13 protein-coding genes are annotated in these 15,935 nt (G+C 72.7%); 9 read left to right on the forward strand and 4 right to left on the reverse strand.

Annotation, left to right across the window (positions count from 1 at the left end):
* Nucleotides 1-92: 92 nt before the first annotated feature.
* The 6 genes from ACFY3U_RS23905 (at nt 93) to ACFY3U_RS23930 (ending at nt 5,924) form a co-directional block, all read left to right on the forward strand.
* Nucleotides 93-809, forward strand: coding sequence for a GAF and ANTAR domain-containing protein (locus tag ACFY3U_RS23905; RefSeq protein ID WP_387205535.1), 717 nt, complete (start codon nt 93-95; stop codon nt 807-809).
* Between the two features lie 184 nt (nt 810-993).
* A complete protein-coding gene (locus ACFY3U_RS23910) occupies nt 994-1,122 on the forward strand; it encodes a hypothetical protein (protein ID WP_387205537.1) in 129 nt (42 codons plus the stop codon).
* 156 nt (nt 1,123-1,278) lie between these two features.
* On the forward strand, nt 1,279-1,683 hold the full coding sequence (locus ACFY3U_RS23915; RefSeq protein WP_387205539.1) for a YciI family protein: 405 nt from the start codon (nt 1,279-1,281) through the stop codon (nt 1,681-1,683).
* 25 nt (nt 1,684-1,708) lie between these two features.
* The gene (locus tag ACFY3U_RS23920) at nt 1,709-2,854 is read left to right on the forward strand and encodes an RNA polymerase sigma factor (RefSeq protein ID WP_387205541.1); all 1,146 of its coding nucleotides are present in this window, start codon (nt 1,709-1,711) and stop codon (nt 2,852-2,854) included.
* Nucleotides 2,855-3,056: 202 nt separating this feature from the next.
* Entirely contained in the window at nt 3,057-4,169 is a 1,113-nt protein-coding gene (locus ACFY3U_RS23925; RefSeq protein WP_387205543.1) for a hypothetical protein, read from the forward strand.
* A gap of 696 nt (nt 4,170-4,865) precedes the next feature.
* The gene (locus tag ACFY3U_RS23930) at nt 4,866-5,924 is read left to right on the forward strand and encodes a hypothetical protein (RefSeq protein WP_387205545.1); all 1,059 of its coding nucleotides are present in this window, start codon (nt 4,866-4,868) and stop codon (nt 5,922-5,924) included.
* An 85-nt stretch (nt 5,925-6,009) separates the two neighbouring features.
* Here ACFY3U_RS23930 and ACFY3U_RS23935 read toward each other — a convergent pair whose 3' ends face one another.
* Complete coding sequence (locus ACFY3U_RS23935; RefSeq protein ID WP_387205547.1) at nt 6,010-8,112, reverse strand: BTAD domain-containing putative transcriptional regulator; 2,103 nt, start codon at nt 8,110-8,112, stop codon at nt 6,010-6,012.
* Nucleotides 8,113-8,286: 174 nt separating this feature from the next.
* Here ACFY3U_RS23935 and ACFY3U_RS23940 point away from each other — a divergent pair, with 174 nt between their 5' ends.
* The gene (locus tag ACFY3U_RS23940) at nt 8,287-9,468 is read left to right on the forward strand and encodes a PucR family transcriptional regulator (protein WP_387205549.1); all 1,182 of its coding nucleotides are present in this window, start codon (nt 8,287-8,289) and stop codon (nt 9,466-9,468) included.
* A 73-nt stretch (nt 9,469-9,541) separates the two neighbouring features.
* Here the strand turns inward: ACFY3U_RS23940 and ACFY3U_RS23945 are convergent, their stop codons facing one another.
* Both ACFY3U_RS23945 and ACFY3U_RS23950 read right to left on the reverse strand, forming a co-directional pair.
* On the reverse strand, nt 9,542-12,142 hold the full coding sequence (locus tag ACFY3U_RS23945; RefSeq protein ID WP_387205551.1) for a carbohydrate binding domain-containing protein: 2,601 nt from the start codon (nt 12,140-12,142) through the stop codon (nt 9,542-9,544).
* 271 nt (nt 12,143-12,413) lie between these two features.
* Nucleotides 12,414-13,205 (reverse strand): alpha/beta fold hydrolase, encoded by a 792-nt coding sequence (locus ACFY3U_RS23950; protein ID WP_387205553.1) that lies wholly within the window; start codon nt 13,203-13,205, stop codon nt 12,414-12,416.
* 146 nt (nt 13,206-13,351) lie between these two features.
* Here ACFY3U_RS23950 and ACFY3U_RS23955 point away from each other — a divergent pair, with 146 nt between their 5' ends.
* Nucleotides 13,352-13,720 (forward strand): VOC family protein, encoded by a 369-nt coding sequence (locus tag ACFY3U_RS23955; RefSeq protein WP_387205555.1) that lies wholly within the window; start codon nt 13,352-13,354, stop codon nt 13,718-13,720.
* Between the two features lie 4 nt (nt 13,721-13,724).
* On the opposite strand, the gene trpS is transcribed toward ACFY3U_RS23955, so the two are convergent.
* On the reverse strand, nt 13,725-14,777 hold the full coding sequence (gene trpS, locus ACFY3U_RS23960) for a tryptophan--tRNA ligase (protein WP_387205557.1): 1,053 nt from the start codon (nt 14,775-14,777) through the stop codon (nt 13,725-13,727).
* 352 nt (nt 14,778-15,129) lie between these two features.
* Between trpS and ACFY3U_RS23965 the strand changes: the two genes are divergently transcribed.
* Nucleotides 15,130-15,399 (forward strand): SCO4848 family membrane protein, encoded by a 270-nt coding sequence (locus ACFY3U_RS23965; RefSeq protein ID WP_387205559.1) that lies wholly within the window; start codon nt 15,130-15,132, stop codon nt 15,397-15,399.
* Nucleotides 15,400-15,935 lie beyond the last annotated feature (536 nt).

Consider the following 15,935-nt stretch of genomic DNA (forward strand, 5'->3'; position numbering starts at 1 on the left):
CCACTCCGCGGAGGCGTCATGTCTGTTCCCCTTTCCGCGGCCCGTTCGGCCGAGGTGTGTGAGCGGGCGGACGGCTGGGTACCGCAGCGGCCATGATTCCTGGGTCTTCCTCGACCGTCGATCCTGCCGACGCCTTCGTCGAGCTCGGCCGGATCAGGCTGGACGAGACCAACCTGGAGGGCATGTTGCAGCGGGTGGCCGAGCTGGCCAACCGGAGCATTCCCGGCGCCCGGGACGTGTCGGTGACCCTGATCCGGGGCCGTGCGGCCCGCACGGTGACCTCGACCGGGGAGCTCGCCCTCCGACTCGACGAGTGGCAGTACGAGCAGCAGCACGGCCCGTGCCTGGACGCCTCCGCCAGCGGTGACCACATCTCGGTGCCCGACATGGCCGCCGAGGAGCGCTGGCCGGTCTGGGCGCAGCGAGCCCGGGCCGCGGGGGTGGCCAGCTCGCTGTCGATCGGGCTGCCCATCCAGCAGTCGGTGGTGGGGGCGCTGAACATCTACGGCGACGTGCCGCACGCCTTCGACGCGGCGGCGGTCGCCGCCGCGGACGGCTTCGCGGCGTACGCGGCGGTGGCCCTGGCCAACGCCCACCTGTACGACAGCGCCGCCACCTTGGCGGGGCAGATGCAGGAGGCGATGCGCGGCCGGGCGGTGATCGAGCAGGCCAAGGGGATCATCATGGGGCAGCGGCGGTGCTCGCCGGACCAGGCGTTCACGCTGCTGTCCAAGATCTCCCAGGACTCCAACCGCAAGGTCCGCGACGTGGCCGCGGCCCTGGTGGCCAAGGCAGTCGGGGGTGCCTGACCCTGCCCGACGTGGGCACCCCGGGCAAGGAGATCTCCGATGTCCTCGGCCCTGCCCGACCCGTCGTCGCGCGACCTGACCGACGAGCTGCTCGTCCTCGCAGCGAGGCCGGCGAGGCCGTCGACCGGGCCCAGTACGCCGACGGCGCAGCCGGGATCTGATCCAGCGGGCGGTCGGTCTGCTGATGAACCTGGACCACGTCCCGGCCGGCCCGGCCCACCAGCGGCTGGTCGACGCCACCGAACCGGGCCGGCCGCTGACCGGTACGGCCACCAGGATCCTGCGCCGGCACGCGGAACCCGCCGGGCAGTGACCGCCGCCGGGCGCTGACGGCGGCGTCGCCCGGAACGGAGACCCGGGTCACGGCAGAATTTCTCGAGAACGCCGGGGCGAGGATGTCGAGACCGGCCGGCCGGCTCCGTCCCAGGTTCAGCCGCGGCCACCGGGCCGCGCCGACCGAGGAGACAGCGTGAAGTACCTGTTGCTCAAGCACTACCGGGGTGCCCCCGAGGCGGTCAACGACGTGCCGATGGACCAGTGGACGCCGCAGGAGGTCGAGGACCACATCCGGTACATGAACGACTTCGCCGCCCGGCTGGAGGGCACCGGCGAGTACGTCGACGGCCAGGCGCTCTCGCCCGAGGGCACCTTCGTCCGGTACGACGGCGAGGGCCGCCCGCCGGTGACCGACGGGCCCTTCGCCGAGACCAAGGACCTGATCGCCGGCTGGATGATCATCGACGTCGACTCGTACGACCGCGCGCTCGAGCTCGCCGGCGAGCTGTCGGCCGCCCCCGGAGCGGGTGGAAAGCCGATCCACGAGTGGCTCGAGGTGCGGCCCTTCCTGACCGCCCAACCGACCGTCACCGAGTGACCGCACCCATCGGGCGGATCAGGCGATGGACGAACTGCTGCTGCGGGAGCTGACGCCCGCGGTGATCGGCGTCCTCGTCCGTCGCGGGGTGGACTTCGCGACGGCCGAGGACGCCGTGCAGGAGGCGCTGGTCCAGGCCGCGTCGAGCTGGCCGGACGGCCCGCCCGCTGACCCGTTGGGGTGGCTGGTCACGGTGGCTTGGCGCAAGTTCCTCGACGCACACCGCTCCGACACGGCGCGGCGGGACCGGGAGCTGCGGGCGTCCGCCGAGCCACCGCCCGGCCCCGCCGCCACGACGGACGACACCTTGCGGCTGTTCTTCCTGTGCGCCCACCCGTCGCTGACCCGGGCGGCTGCGGTGGCCCTCACACTGCGCGCGGTCGGTGGCCTGACCACCCGGCAGATCGCCCGCGCCTACCTGGTGCCGGAGGCGACCATGGCGCAGCGGATCAGCCGGGCCAAGCGCACCCTCCGCGACGTGCGCTTCGACGAGCCGGGTGACCTGGGGACCGTGCTGCGGGTGCTCTACCTGGTGTTCAACGAGGGGTACACCGGCGACGTCGACCTGGCGGCCGAGGCGATCCGGCTCACCCGGCAGCTGGCGTCGTCGACCGACGACGAGGAGACCGCGGGGCTGCTCGCGTTGATGCTGCTGCACCACGCCAGGAGGCCGGCCCGGACCAGGCCCGACGGCAGCCTGGTGCCGCTGGCCGAGCAGGACCGCTCCCGCTGGGACACCGCCCTGATCACCGAGGGGATCGCCGTCCTGCAGGCGGCGCTGGCCCGCGACCGGCTCGGCGAGTTCCAGGCCCAGGCGGCCGTCGCGGCCCTGCACGCCGACGCGCCGCGCGCCGAGGAGACCGACTGGGTGCAGATCGTCAGCTGGTACGACGAGCTGCTCCGGATCACCGCCAGCCCGGTGGTACGCCTCAACCGGGCCGTCGCGATCGGCGAGGCCGACGGCCCGGCGGCCGGCCTGGCGGCGCTGGCCGCCGTGGATCCCGCGCTGCCCCGGCGCGCCGCCGCCGCGGCCTACCTGCACGAGAAGGCGGGCGACCTGCGCACCGCGGCCCGGTTGTACGCCGACGCCGCCCGGGCCGCGCCCAACCTCGCCGAGCGGCACCACCTCGCCCGGCAGGCGGCCCGGATCACCCAGGCGCTCCCCGGTTGAGCCCGTCGGCCGACCAGGGCCATGCTCGGGTGCCGCGGCATGAGGTCAGCGATGTTGGTCAGCAGCGGTGCCTGACCGACGCGGCGATCCGGCCTCTACTGTCCAGATGAGCAGGTGAGGGTCGGATCTCGACCCACCTGGTGTGGTCACAAGGCGGCCTGCGCTGGACAGGATCGGGCGGTCACCCGGACTAAGGAGAGCGATGACAGGGATGACTACGGTCACGACCGCCCGCAGCCGATGGCGATTGACATTTGCTGGATTGACTGCTTGCGTACTCGCCACCGCGGCCCTGGTGGTGCCGGCGACACCGGCGAGCGCGGTGACAGCCACCGTCCAGAAGGACCTCGGCAAGGTCTGCACCACCGCCACCGGCATCGTCGAGATGCGCGCCGAGTACGACGTGGTACGTGAACCTTACGAGGCTTACCAGCGGCTCAGGCAGGTGTGGGTACGCAGCACCGACAAGAGCGCCAGCAAGGTGTCCTGGACCACCACGGCCGCGGTGAACAGTTACCCCGAGTTCTCAGTTGGATCGTCGCCGGACACGGCGAACGACGGTCTCTTCCGGGTCCTCTACCCAGAGTGGTGGTCGGGCACCGACTTCGGCGTGCTTGCCGGTTACAAATGGTTCAAGGACTCGGAAGGTACATGGGGGGACTGGCGGACCGTCAAGATCAACGCAGACTTCAACCACGACGGAAAGTACGACTGCACGGTGGATATCTCCGACGGGGCCAGGAGCGCGAGCGGCTTCCCGAAGAGCGAAAGCCGTACGCAGGCCAACCCGGTCCAGTGCACTTCGGCCGTTGGTGGCACCTGTACGCGAACCCATGAGGCATGGGAGAGCAACAGCCCGGATGCGTCGTTGGGTAGTCAGGGCGCCCGTCAGGTGACGACCGTGCGGTATGCACCCCTCCTCGCCGGCGGGCTTCCCCCGCCCAACAGGCCCGACATCCGGATTGATTCGCAAAGCGCGGTGTTCGATGTCTCCGGTGCGCGGTACCAGAGGATGCGGTTGAACGAGACGTTCAAGGCGCTGGACACGTTTGGTGTCACCCTGCAGGTGGGCTGGGGACCGGTGAGCGGCACGGTCGAGCAAGGCGATACCACTGCCAGCTCCGAAGTGAGGCTGGCCATGACCCGCGCGTACCCGGTGCCCACCAACCAGATGACGCGTTACTCCACCATCTCATTGGCGCACGGAATTCGGGTAGCGAGAATCGAACACGTCAGTAACAGCACGATCGAATACGCCTCGACCAACACCACGTACCGGTTGAGCAGCACGTTGGATGTCAACTCCCGCAATTGACCGGTCGCCCGCTTCGCTGGCCGGGGCCCGGGCAGCTGCTGCCCCGTCCCCGGCCAGTCGCCGGGTGCCCGAAAGGAGACCACCATGCTTGGAAGCCGTGGCTTCCTCGCAGTGATCGTTGGTCTGCTGCTTGCCGGGACGGTCGGGTGCGCACCGGCGCCGCCGCCCTCCGACCCAGTAGCGTTGACGACCAACTGGCGGGAGCAGGCGGCGCAGCGAGTCGAAGACCTCACCTACCCGGGGCGATTCCATCCGCAGGTTACCGGCCCGATTGATCCAGACCCGACCCTGTACGCCGATGCGGTGCGGCTGCTGGCCACCGCAGGGATACTTCCGGCGGCCGGGCGAGACCGGGCGACCACGCTGATGGTCGCTTGGTGGCCCGCGACGGACGCGGACGGTATCCGCTGGCTCGCACTGGTCCGGGCGCTGGGCGTGCTCGGCACCCTGGACCGGTTGCCCGCCGCCCGCCTCGGCCCTGCCCTGCGCTGGGTGCGAACGATGCTTACGGCACCGCCGGGGCGTCCCGAGGACGCCCGCCGGGTGATGGTCGCCGGCCGGCTGGCCGCCGCGCTCCACGATGCGGCACCGGATGATCCGGACCTGGCCGACCTGCCGGACCTGGTGCGGCGGGCCGCCATCCGGCTCCCGTGCGCGTCGGCCAGGACGCTGCCGGCGAGCACAACGGCCGCCGCGATGGCCGCGGCCGCCGGCCAGGTCTGCCGGGTACCCACGGCGGCGGCCGTCGCGGCCCGGCGCCGGCTGGCGGAGACCGGCACGGGTTTCCAGCCGGGGAACCGGGTCGCCTGGGCAGCCGACCTGTCTCCGCTGGCCGCCGTCGGCGTGGTGGACTCCAATGCCTTCCTGGACGGAGCGGCCGACATCCTCGCGATGCTCGGCGGCCCGGAACACCGGCGGGGTGGCCTACTAGGTCAGTCGGCAGTGGTGATCGTCGCTGATGCCATCACCGGCGCAGGTGGCCGGTACCTCCTGCCTCCGGTGCAGGTGGACAACCTGGAGCGGGTCGTACGGTCCGAATCCCGGCTCCCGGACGCCGTGGCCGACGGGGATCCCCTGGACACAGCCCTCGCCGTCGATCTCCTGCGCCGGCTCGGCCGGTCAGCGCCAGGGCCGGTCAGCTGGGACGCCCCACTCGACCTGGGAACCCGGGCTGTGCTGGCACTGGCCCTTGACCACCGTCAACTCCCCACCGCTGAGGCGGTGGCCCGGGCCCTCGTCGAACAGCCGGCCGACGCCATCCCGGTGGGTTACCTCACGGCGGCGCATCCCGGGCTCTGCCTGCCACGGGTGTCCGACCTTCGGGCCGATTACGCCACCACGCCCGATCTGCGCACCTGGACGAGCGATCGGCTCTTCGAGGCCGCGATCCTGGTGAGCACCACCGCTGGGTGCGGTGGTGCCGACCAGCAGGCCCTGACCGGGACTCTGACCGGCGCGCTCGACCGGCTGCAGCAGGCGCCGATGACCGGGCCGACATCGGCGGCATCCCCGGCGCCTGTCCCGCTCGTCGAGAACTGGTATCTCGCCGAGGCCGGGTGCCTGCTTGGCCAACCGACCCGTTATCTGCTGAAGGTTGCCGACCTGCGGCGGAGCGTCCAACGTGAGGTCGGTTCGGAGCGGATCCGCTCCGAGGTCACCGTCCGACAGTTGTACGCCGCCGTGCGCCTGGCCGAACTTCGCGCCGACCCGGGCAGCTGCGCGAACACCTGGTGGGCCGCTGGCCTCCGGCGTTGACGTCCCGATCGACGTGGAGCGCGAGCGGACGTTCGGTCCTTGCCGCCCACCGGGAGGAGTACGACAAGGACGTGGACGGTGACGCCTACCCGGGTCGGGAGACGTCGGTCAGGCAACCCTCGGCGTCGACCATGGACGAGATGGACCGGTAGATCCGGGCCGCCCCCGGCCGGTCGCCGTCCAGGTAACGCTGGGCCGCCTCCCGCCACGGGCTGTCTGCGGCGGCGGCCAGAACGCTCCGGCCCATCCCGCAGGCGGCGAGTGCGCGCGGCAGCTCGACGCCCAACCCGGCGGGGAGGAAACCACCGTCGAGCGAGGCCAGCCCCTCTTCGATCAGGCCGGTCGCCTGGTCCCGCTCACCGCGGCGGACGGCCAGGCTCGCGGCGAGCAACGGCCGGCTGACGGAGATGCTCCTGGTGGTTGCCTCACCCGCCGACCGGAGTAACCGTTCGATCACCCGAGAGGCCCCGCGCTGATCGCCGCGCAACAGCCGGAGTCGGGCGTGCAGGCACAGGACGTCGTCCTGGAGGAAGTGGGAAGAGTCGTCGGCCAACCAGCGGTCGACCCGTGCCGAAGCGCCTTCGGTGTCGCCGCACCACAGCGCGCGCCAGGCGCGGCTCGCGTCCAGGTATCGGAGGTCCAGCCGTGATCCGCGGGGCCGGGCCACCGCGAGGGCGCGGTCGAGCGCGTCACCGAAACCGCGCAGGTCACCCAACGCCATCGCGGCATCCATCACATTCACCCAGGTCGGTACCGGCACCCAACCCATGCTCCGCTCGTGGCCGGCGACGGCGGCGCGGAGGTCGTCCGCCGCGCCCCCGTCGCCAAGGCTGAGCCGGGCGATCGCCCGGTTGCCGTGCAGGCGGGCCCGGCACTGCTCCGGCAGCGCCTGCGCGTCCGGTGCGAGTCGCCGACCGGCGATCCGCGCCGCCTCGACGGGCTGACCGGTGACGGCGAGCAACCCCACGAGGGACGCCGTGAGGGCCGGCACCACCTCGGCTGAGGTGCGCGCCATGGCCGCCCGGGCCCGGTGCAGCGCGGCGACACTGGCGGGGCGGTCCCGCCGGCACCAGGCGATGTTGGCGTGCAGGATCTCCGCCCCCGCGATCCCGGCGTGGTCGAGCCGATCGGTGAAGAGTCGGAGCGCCTCGGTCGCCTCGTCGGCGCCCGTTCCGGTGTCCTTCATCCGCGCGTGGCCGAGCCGCAGCAGCAGCGACGGGCGCCGGGGGTCGCTGCCGGACATGCCCCGCAGGATCAGGCCCAGGCACTCGGCGACCTGCCCGTGGCCACCCATCCGTTCGGCGAAGTCGGCGGCCCGCAGCAGGGTTCCGGACGCCTCCCGCCCCACCTCCGGGCCGGCCGTGCGCTCGGTGACGGCCACCCGCTCGCGGGCGGGGCCGATCAGCGCCGGGTCGTGGCGCAGGACCGCCTGGTGCAGGGCCTGGATCGACGGCCCGGGCTCCAGCCCGAGGGTGTCGACCGTCCAGGACCGGTACGCGCGGAACGCGTTGGTCGCGGCCAACTGGCGTCCGGCCCGGTAGAGGCAGGTGATGAGGAGCTCGTGTAGGCGTTCCCGCTCCGGGAACCGGGTTACCGCCGCTCTCAGCCCCGAGACCAGCTCGGCGTCCCTTCCGATGGTGAGTTCTGCCGCGAACATCGCCTCCAGCCCGTGCCACCGTTCCTCGATGAGCGCGCGCACCTCGGGCCAGTCCCGGGTGTGCCGATCCGCAGATCCGAAGGGCTCACCGTGCCAGCCGGCATCGGCGTGCCGCAGGTGGGCCAGTCCCGCTCCGGTGTGGCCCGCTGAGAGCAGGCGCAGCCCGTCCCGGAGCTGCTGGCGGAAGGTCGCCACGTCGACCTGGAGGTGGTGGCCGGCGAGGGCGTAGCCGTCCCCGGCGGTGTGGATCCAGGCGGACGAACCGTCGACCTCAGCCAGGGCCCGCCTCAGGCGGTGCACCTGCACCTGAACGGCGGTCCGGGCCCGACGCGGCGGCTCGGGCCAGAGCGCGTCCACGATTCGCTGCACCGGTACGGGCTCGGGGCTGTGCAGGGCAAGCAGGCCGAACAGCAGCCGGCGGCTCTCACCGGTGAGCGGCACCGACCGACCACCCCCGACGGCACGTACGTCGCCGAGCACCCGGGCGTGCCGGTCGGCGGCCACGGGCGGGAAGGCGTCTCCACCCCGCACGGATTGATCCTCTCCGGACGTTGCCCGGCCCGCAACCGCCACCGTCGTCAGCTGCCGGCTTTCGTCGGGCTTTCACGTCGCTCGGCTCTCTTCTCCGGCACCTGGCGGGTGGTCGAGACTGTGAGTGGCCGGTGACACCCGGGTATCCCGACGTTCGCGTATGAAGGAGCCGCCGTGCCCCCCACCGACCTGGTCAGTCGTGCCCTGCTACGCAGACTCGTGCCACGGGTGGACGAGGCCAACGCCGCCATCGGCGCCGCGATCCAACAGAGCCGGTGGACGTTCGCCGCGGTACCCGCCGAGTTTCGTACCGCCACCCTGGACGCGACCCGCGCGATGCTGGTGCACCAACTCACGCTCGCCGCCGACGGGGCGCCCTGGACGCCGGGCGACCTCGACATGGTCGCCCGCCAGTACGACATGAGTGCCCGGTTGGGCATCCCGATAAAGATCGTCGACCAGAGCGTCCGGACGTCGGTCAGCGCCAGCCTGCGTACGTTCTGGGCGTGTGCCGGGGACGACGCGACCGAGGACATGCTGGCCCTGACCTCCTGGGTCCATCGGAACTTCGAGTCCGTCCGGCGGACCGGGGCCGAGGCGTACTGCCGGCGGCTGGCGCAGGACGGCGACCGGGCGACGGCGCGGACGTTGCTCGCCGAGGCACTGATCTGCGGCAGGGATCCCCGGCCGTTGGCCGTGCCGGCCCGGTTCACCCTGCCGCCCGCCTTCGGCGTCGCCGTGATCCTGCCGGGCGGCGGGCGCGGTGATCCGGGAGAGCCGGGGATTCTGTCGCTGGCGACGCCCGACGGGGACGTGCTGCTCGTATCGGCACGCGGGGCGGACCCGGACGAACGCGTCCGGGTCGGCGCGCTGGTCGAGGCGTTCGTAGCCGGCTGGATCGGACCGGGCGCCGGCGCCCGCATCGGCATGGCCTGGGCCGTCGGCCCCGCTGAGGTGCCGCGCGCCCGGCAGGAGGCGACCCGGGTGGCGCGGCTGGCGGGTGCGGCGGGTCGGCCCGGACGGGTGCACCACAGCGGTGACGTCCTGGTCGAGGCGGCCCTCGCCCGGGACCCGGACGGGCTCGACCAACTCGCGGCCGCGCTCGACCCGCTCGATCGCCATCCCCATCTGCTCACCACCCTGGAGACGTTCGTGGCCGCCGACTTCGACCGGACCCGGTCGGCCGGCGCGCTCTTCCTGCACCGCCGGACCCTCCAGCTGCGGCTGAGTCGGATTGCCGAGCTCACCGGTCATTCGCCCACCTCGGCCCGCGGCATCCTGACCCTGCACGCCGCGCTGTCCGCCCGACGGCTACGCGACGTGGCCGAGCCCGTCGACCCGGCGGCACCCCGCTGACCCGCTGGGTCCGGGGCGCCGTCTCGCCCCCGCCGGGTGCGGCCGCGCTCGGCGGCCGCACCCGATCAGTCCCCTACCGGGCGTACGCGGTGAGGGAGTCGATCTGCAGGGTGGCCGGGCCGGTGGTGCCGCCCGGGTAGAGGGACAGCTGGGTGGCCGAGCTCAGGTCCAGCGGGCCGGGCGTCGCCCACGGCGGCGGGGCGAAGTCGCTGTACGGGATCTCCAGCACCCGCGCCTCGGTCCCGGTGAACGTCACCGTCTTCTCCCAGTAGTAGCCGGCGGAGACGAACTGGATGGTGAGCTGCTGCCCGTCCGCCCCCGGCTTGACCCACATCCGCAGCCCGGTGGTGCCCCGCCAGTCCTGCGGCGTGGGCAGGTTGTGGATGACCCCGGCGTATCCGCTGGAGCCGAGGGCGTAGCTGAGCAGCATGCTGTGTCCGCTGCCCTCCCCGGCCGGGGCCAGGGTCGGCGCGATCGGGTCGCCGCCCACGTTGCGCGAGTAGGCGGCCGCCAGCGCGGCGTCCGACGGGTACGTGTCGAAGTCGTCGATCACCACGCCGGGCAGGTCGGCCCGGGTGACGAACGATCCGGTCGCCGTGGTCGAGCCGTACCCGTTGGTGGCGGTGATCCGCACGTACAGGGTGGCCGCGGCCGGCCAGGCCGTGGTCGGGGTGAACCCGGGCGTGCGCAGGCCGGACACCGACACCAGCGGCGCGCTGAAGTCGGCGTGCTCGGACACCGTCAGGGTGTAGTACGCCGCACCGGGCGCGGCGGACCAGTCCAGCGCCGCCAGCCGGCTCACGTCGGTGGAGCCGGGAGCCGGTGCGGTCAGCGCGAAGGCGCCCGGCGCGGCGTCCGCGACCGAGTCCGACGCGGCGGTCAGCGCCACCGACGCGACGCCGAAGCGCGCGTTGCGCGGCCAGACCACCCGCAGCCCGTCCACCCCGGACAGTCCGGAGACGGTGAGCGTGTACCGGCCGTGGCCGGCTCGGTCGAGCCGGGGCCGCACCGCGCGCCAGCCGGTCGTACCGTCGGCGGAGACCTCGACCACGGCAGCGGGGCGACCGGTCGACGCGACCGTGATGGTCGCGGCGGTGATGCCGTCCCGCCGGTAGCGCAGCTCGCCCGGCTGGCCGCGTTCCGGCGCCACCAGCACGCCGGCACCGGACGGGGTACGCCGCAGCGAGTCGCTGTGGCCGGCGGCGACGAACCAGTCCTCCAGCGGGTCGACCAGCTGGTCGTGCCGCGGGTCGGTGCCGACCGGCGCGGAGATCGCGCGGGCGGCGCCGCCGGCGTCGACGGCCACCACCCGGTAGCTGACCGGGCCGGCCGGGGTGGTCAGGTCGAACCAGGGGGTGTCGTTGTCGCTCAGCGGCGACGCCCCGCTGACCGTGACCCAGGTGCCGCCCGGGGAGCGTCGCTGCACCAGGTAACCGGCGGCGCCGGCGGTGCCGCGCCAGCGCAGGGTGTTGATGCCGAAGGTGGCGTCGACCGCGGTCAGCAGCGGCCGGTCGCCGGTCACCGGCCGGACCGGCCGGCCGGACATCCGCGCGGCGAACCGGGTGAGCGCGCCGACAACCTCCCGCATGGCCGGGGTGTCGCCGGGGTAGTGCACGGTGAAGCCGTCGCCGTGCGGCACGAAACCGTGGTGGTCGTGGTGCGGGAACAGCGACCAGAACAGCGCGCCGCTGACGTCCGGGTTCGCCGCCACCTGGTTGAGCAGCTCGTCGGTGGCCTGCCCGGAGCCGTACTCGCCGGCGATGTAGACCTTGCCGGCCGCGGTCGCCGCGGCGGCGTCGGCGGCGATCCGCTCGGCGGTCGGCGGGTAGTAGTGAGAGTCGCTGATGTCGACGTGCGGCGAGGCGAGAACGGCGGGATCGGTGCCGCCCTGGCTGCCGGCCGCGACCAGCTGCCGGGGAGCCAGGCCCTCGACGTAGCCGGCGGTGTCGTCGACCCAGTCGGCGGTCATCCCGTTGAGCTCGTTGCCGAGCTCCCAGGCCATGATCGTCGGGTCGTCGGTGTAGCGCAGCCCGGTGTAGCGGTTGCGGTGGTTGAGCAGCTGCGCGATGTACTGCTTGAACGCCGCGCGCGCCTTCGGGTCGGTGTAGAACAGCGCGCCGTCGTTGTCGGTGCTCAGCCCCAGCCAGCGCAGGAAGTCGTACCGGCCGCCGTGGTAGTACTGCCAGTTGTCGGTGAGCGGGATGATCAGCTTGATCCCGAGCCGGCCGGCCTCGGCGACCGCGTAGTCGATGCTGTCGAACGCGGCCGGGTTGAACTGGCCGAGCGTGGGTTCGAGCGACTTCGGGTGGCCGGTGGACACGCCGAGGGTGTGCGCCCGGATCACCGTGGAACCCATCGCCTTGGCGGTGGTCAGCCCGTCCCGGATCCGGAAGTAGGCGGGGTGGTCGACGGCCGGCGGGTCGGTCGGCTCGAGCCCGCCGACGTTCTCGTCCAGGCCGAGCCAGTACTCGTTGGGGCCGGCGAACCGGAACGGCTTGCCGGCGAGGGTCAGCCGGGTGCCGTCGCGGACCACGAACGCCGAGTCGCCCGGCCGGTGGCCGGCCGCGACCGGCCGTCCCTCCGCCGCCGCGACCGCCGGTACGCCGGGAACGGCGATCGCCGCCACCGTCGCGACGGTGGCGGCGACGCTCGTCCAGCGTCTGCGCAGTGTCATCAGGGAACCTCCCGCGGATGCGCCGCCGGGGCCGGCGGCAGCCTGATCGGTGCCGGCAACACGCCGAGCCTGGCCGTCGCCGCAGCGGTTCCACTGAAACGGTTTATTACATCGACGTCAAGCGTTGAACCTTCGCGTTATTCGAGCCCAGCCGACGTCCATCGTGGTTTTCCCTGCTCAGGGTGCCCATGACGTCGCCTGCTGCGATCGATATGACCGGATGGTGGGACGCGGTTCAGTCGATGAGGGGCGGTCGACTGAACCGCTTCACTCAGCGGTCGGCCGGGTCGAGCACGGTCCGGAGTGCGGCCAGGGCCAGCTCCGGAGTCTCCATCTGGGGCAGGTGCCCGGTCCGGGGCAGCAGCTCGAACCGGGCCGTGGGGACGGCCTCGGCGTAGGCGCGCCCGTAGTCCTGGTCGACGACCTCGTCGCTCTCGCCCCAGAGCACCAGCACCGGCAGGGTCAGGGCGCCGAGCCGCGGGCGCAGACCGGGGTCGCTCATCCCACCCCCGGCGTACGCGGCCAGGGCCGCCCGGTTGCCGGCCGCGACGGCCTGCGCCGCGGGCGGCAGGCCGGCCGGGTCGAACCGGAACGCCGTCGGGTCGTGGAAGCTGCGGTCGAAGACCTCGTCCATGGTCAGGTTGAAGAAGTCGGCGACCGGGTGCCCGGGGACGTCGATGCCGACCGCGTCGATCAGCACCAGCCGGCCGATCCGGGGCGAGCCGAGCAGCGCCAGCTCGGCGGCGACCCAGCCGCCGACCGAGTTGCCGACCAGCGTGACGTCCCGCAGGTCGAGCTGGTCGAGCAGCGCGGCGTACAGCCGGGCCAGGTCGCCGACCGAGGACACCGTCTCCGGGCGGGGCGTGCCGCCGAATCCGGGGTGGATCGGGGCGACCACCCGTACGCCGGGTTCGTCGGCGAGCAGCGCGACGAGCGCCTCCATCGACTGCGGGCCGGCCCCGCCGTGCAGCAGCAGGACGGGGCGCCCGTCCGGAGAACCGGTCTCGATGAGGTCCACCGGGCCGGTCCCGTCCAGCAGGACGGTGTGTCTGGTCGTCGTCACCACGGGCTCCTAGAGGGTTCGGTTCGAGCGATGCGAGGCAACCCTATGGCGGCGCCGCACCCGTCCACCGCGGGCGATCGAGCGGTTCGCGTGCGGGCGTTTCCTCCCGGCGGCGCCCCCGGCCGGGCCCGGCTACGGTGAGCGGCATGGCGATGCATGCCCGCGTGGTTGCCGACGACTTCCCGCGTACCGTGCGGTTCTACGCCGGTCTGCTGGGCGCCGACCCGGAGCGGCTGGTGCCCGAGTTCGAGTACGCCAGCTTCGACCAGGGCGGTGAGACGGTGCTGGCCATCCTCGGCCGGCGGGCCGCCGAGGCCGCCGTGCCGGTCGGCACCGGCGGCGGGGTGATGCTGGTCCTGCCGGTGTCCGACGTGGACGAGCTGGTCGCCGGCCAGCCGGCGGACGCGGTGGTCGCCGCGCCCGCCGACCGGCCCGGCTGGGGCGTCCGCTCGGCCTACCTGCGTGACCCGGAGGGCAACCTGGTCGAGGTGCAGACCTGGCAGGCCGGGGGCTGACCGCTCACCCCCGACCGGTCACGGCGGCTCGGGCGGCCCGGCGGCGGACCTGCTGGTACGTCCCGGTCAGCCCCATCGCCCGGCGGACCTCCACCAGCGTGCGGCGGACCTCGTCGCGGGTCCGTTCGGTGCCCTCGACGATCAGCCGGTCCACCAGCCCCGGTTCGGCCTCGATCGCGGCCCGGCGCTCCCGGATCGGGTCGAGGAACCGGTTGAGCGCGTCCGCCAGCGCGGCCTTGACCTCGACGTCGCCGACGCGGCCGGCCCGGTAGCGCGCCGCGAACCCGTCGACCTGGTCCCGGTCCGGGTTGAACACCCGGTGGTACGCGAAGACCGGGTTGCCCTCGACGGTCCCCGGCACGTTGGCGCGGACCCGGTTCGGGTCGGTGTACATCGCCATCACCTTGCGCCGGACGGTGGCCGGATCGTCGGAGAGCGCGATCGCGTTGCCCCTGCTCTTGCTCATCTTGCCCTGGCCGTCCGTGCCAACCAGGACCGGCGTGTCCGAGACGACGGTCTCCGGCACCGGGAAGACCTCGCCGTAGAGGTGGTTGAAGCGACGGGCGATCTCCCGGGTCACCTCGACGTGCGCCGCGTTGTCCTTCCCGACCGGCACCACCTGCCCGCGTACGCAGAGAATGTCGGCGGCCTGCAGCACGGGGTAGCCGAGCAGCCCGTACGGCATCTCCGTCCGGCCGGCGTCCCGGGCCATCTCGCGCAGCGACGGGACCCGTTCCAGCCGCGGCACGGTCACCAGGTTCTGGAACAGGGTGTTCAGGTCACCGACTTCGGGGATGGCCGACTGCAGGTAGAACGTCGCCCGAGCCGGGTCCACGCCGCAGGCCAGGATGTCGGTGACCATCTCCCGCGCGTTACCGGCCGCCTGGGCGATGTCGTCCCGGCTGTTGCGGGTAGTCAGCATGTGCAGGTCGGCGATGATGAAGTAGCTGTCGTACCGCTGGTGCAGCGCCACCCGGTTGGCGATGCTGCCGACGTAGTGGCCGAGGTGCAGCCGCCCGGTCGGGCGGTCCCCGGTGAGCATCCGTGCTGAGGACATGGTGGTAGGCCTTTCGTGCCGTGGGTTGAGGCGGGACGCGCACGCGCGCGATCGACCCGGGGCGAGGGCGCCCGTCAGGGTCGGTGGAAGCAGCTCGTCAGAGTGCGAGCCGCCATCGCGCGCCGGCGCGGAACCGCAGCCCACCGGCACGGAGAACGTCGAGGGTCCGCTCCCGGCCGTCACCGGAGCGGATCGGGGACGGCACGAGGCCACGCGGGAGGCTGGCGGGAGCCTCCGGTGCGGGCAGTACCGGCCGGACCATGGCTCCCACCGTAGTGCTCCGTGGCCGCTCGTGGGGGGCCGCTGGTGGTCCGGGGGTCGCTTCGTCGCGGCGCTGGCATACTCGCCCACCATGGTGTTGTCGCGTGGTTGGTCGTTGTTCCTGGTCGGGGTGGGCGTCTGGACCTGGGTGATCTGGCCCCGGTTCGCGCTGGCGATCTGGAACGACCCGCGCGCCTGGGCGACCGGCGTCGTCGGAGAGGGATCGCCGACGGCGTTCCTCTGGGTGCACGCGCTGCTTATCGCCGCGTCGCTGGCTGTCGGGACCGTCGTCGGGGTGCTCGGCGTGCGTGGCTGGTTGGCGCTGCGCCGGCGCGGGCGCTCGGGCGGCGATGGCATGTGACGCGGGACGCGTCGCGCGGATTTGACGATCAATCGCGCGGACGCGTAACTTTCTCTCTGCCAGCGCGGAACGGGGCAAACGGGACGAAAATCCTGGGCGTACCGCTCCTAACTGGTACGGACCGGCGGGCTCAGCCCGGTGGGCCGGTCCGGGCGGGGCTCGCCGGAAACGCCGCGAGGCGGATTTGGACGAGCGGAACCGACCGGGTAACGTAACCGAGCGGCAGGAAGCCGGGCGAGCATGCGGGAGACCGCGAGCGGCCGGTCTGCCAAATCCGATGATCAACCGCAGCGGTACGCCGCTGTGCGCGGTCGCGGGTGCCAAGTCGTACGAACCGCTACACACCGGGATACACCGGTTGACACGGCGAAGACGGTGAGGTAACGTAGTAAAAGTGCTCGGCGCGAGAGCGGCGGGTGTAGCGGACGAAATGCCCCGGGTCGGGGCCTCACGGTGTGGGGTTTCGGGCGGTGTGTGGTTGTTCTTTGAGAACTCAACAGGGTGCTTGATAAGCCAGTGCCAATTGTTTTATACCC

Origin of the sequence: Micromonospora sp. NPDC000089, from assembly GCF_042899365.1 — a bacterium.
In the GTDB taxonomy this organism is placed as follows: Bacteria; Actinomycetota; Actinomycetes; order Mycobacteriales; family Micromonosporaceae; genus Micromonospora.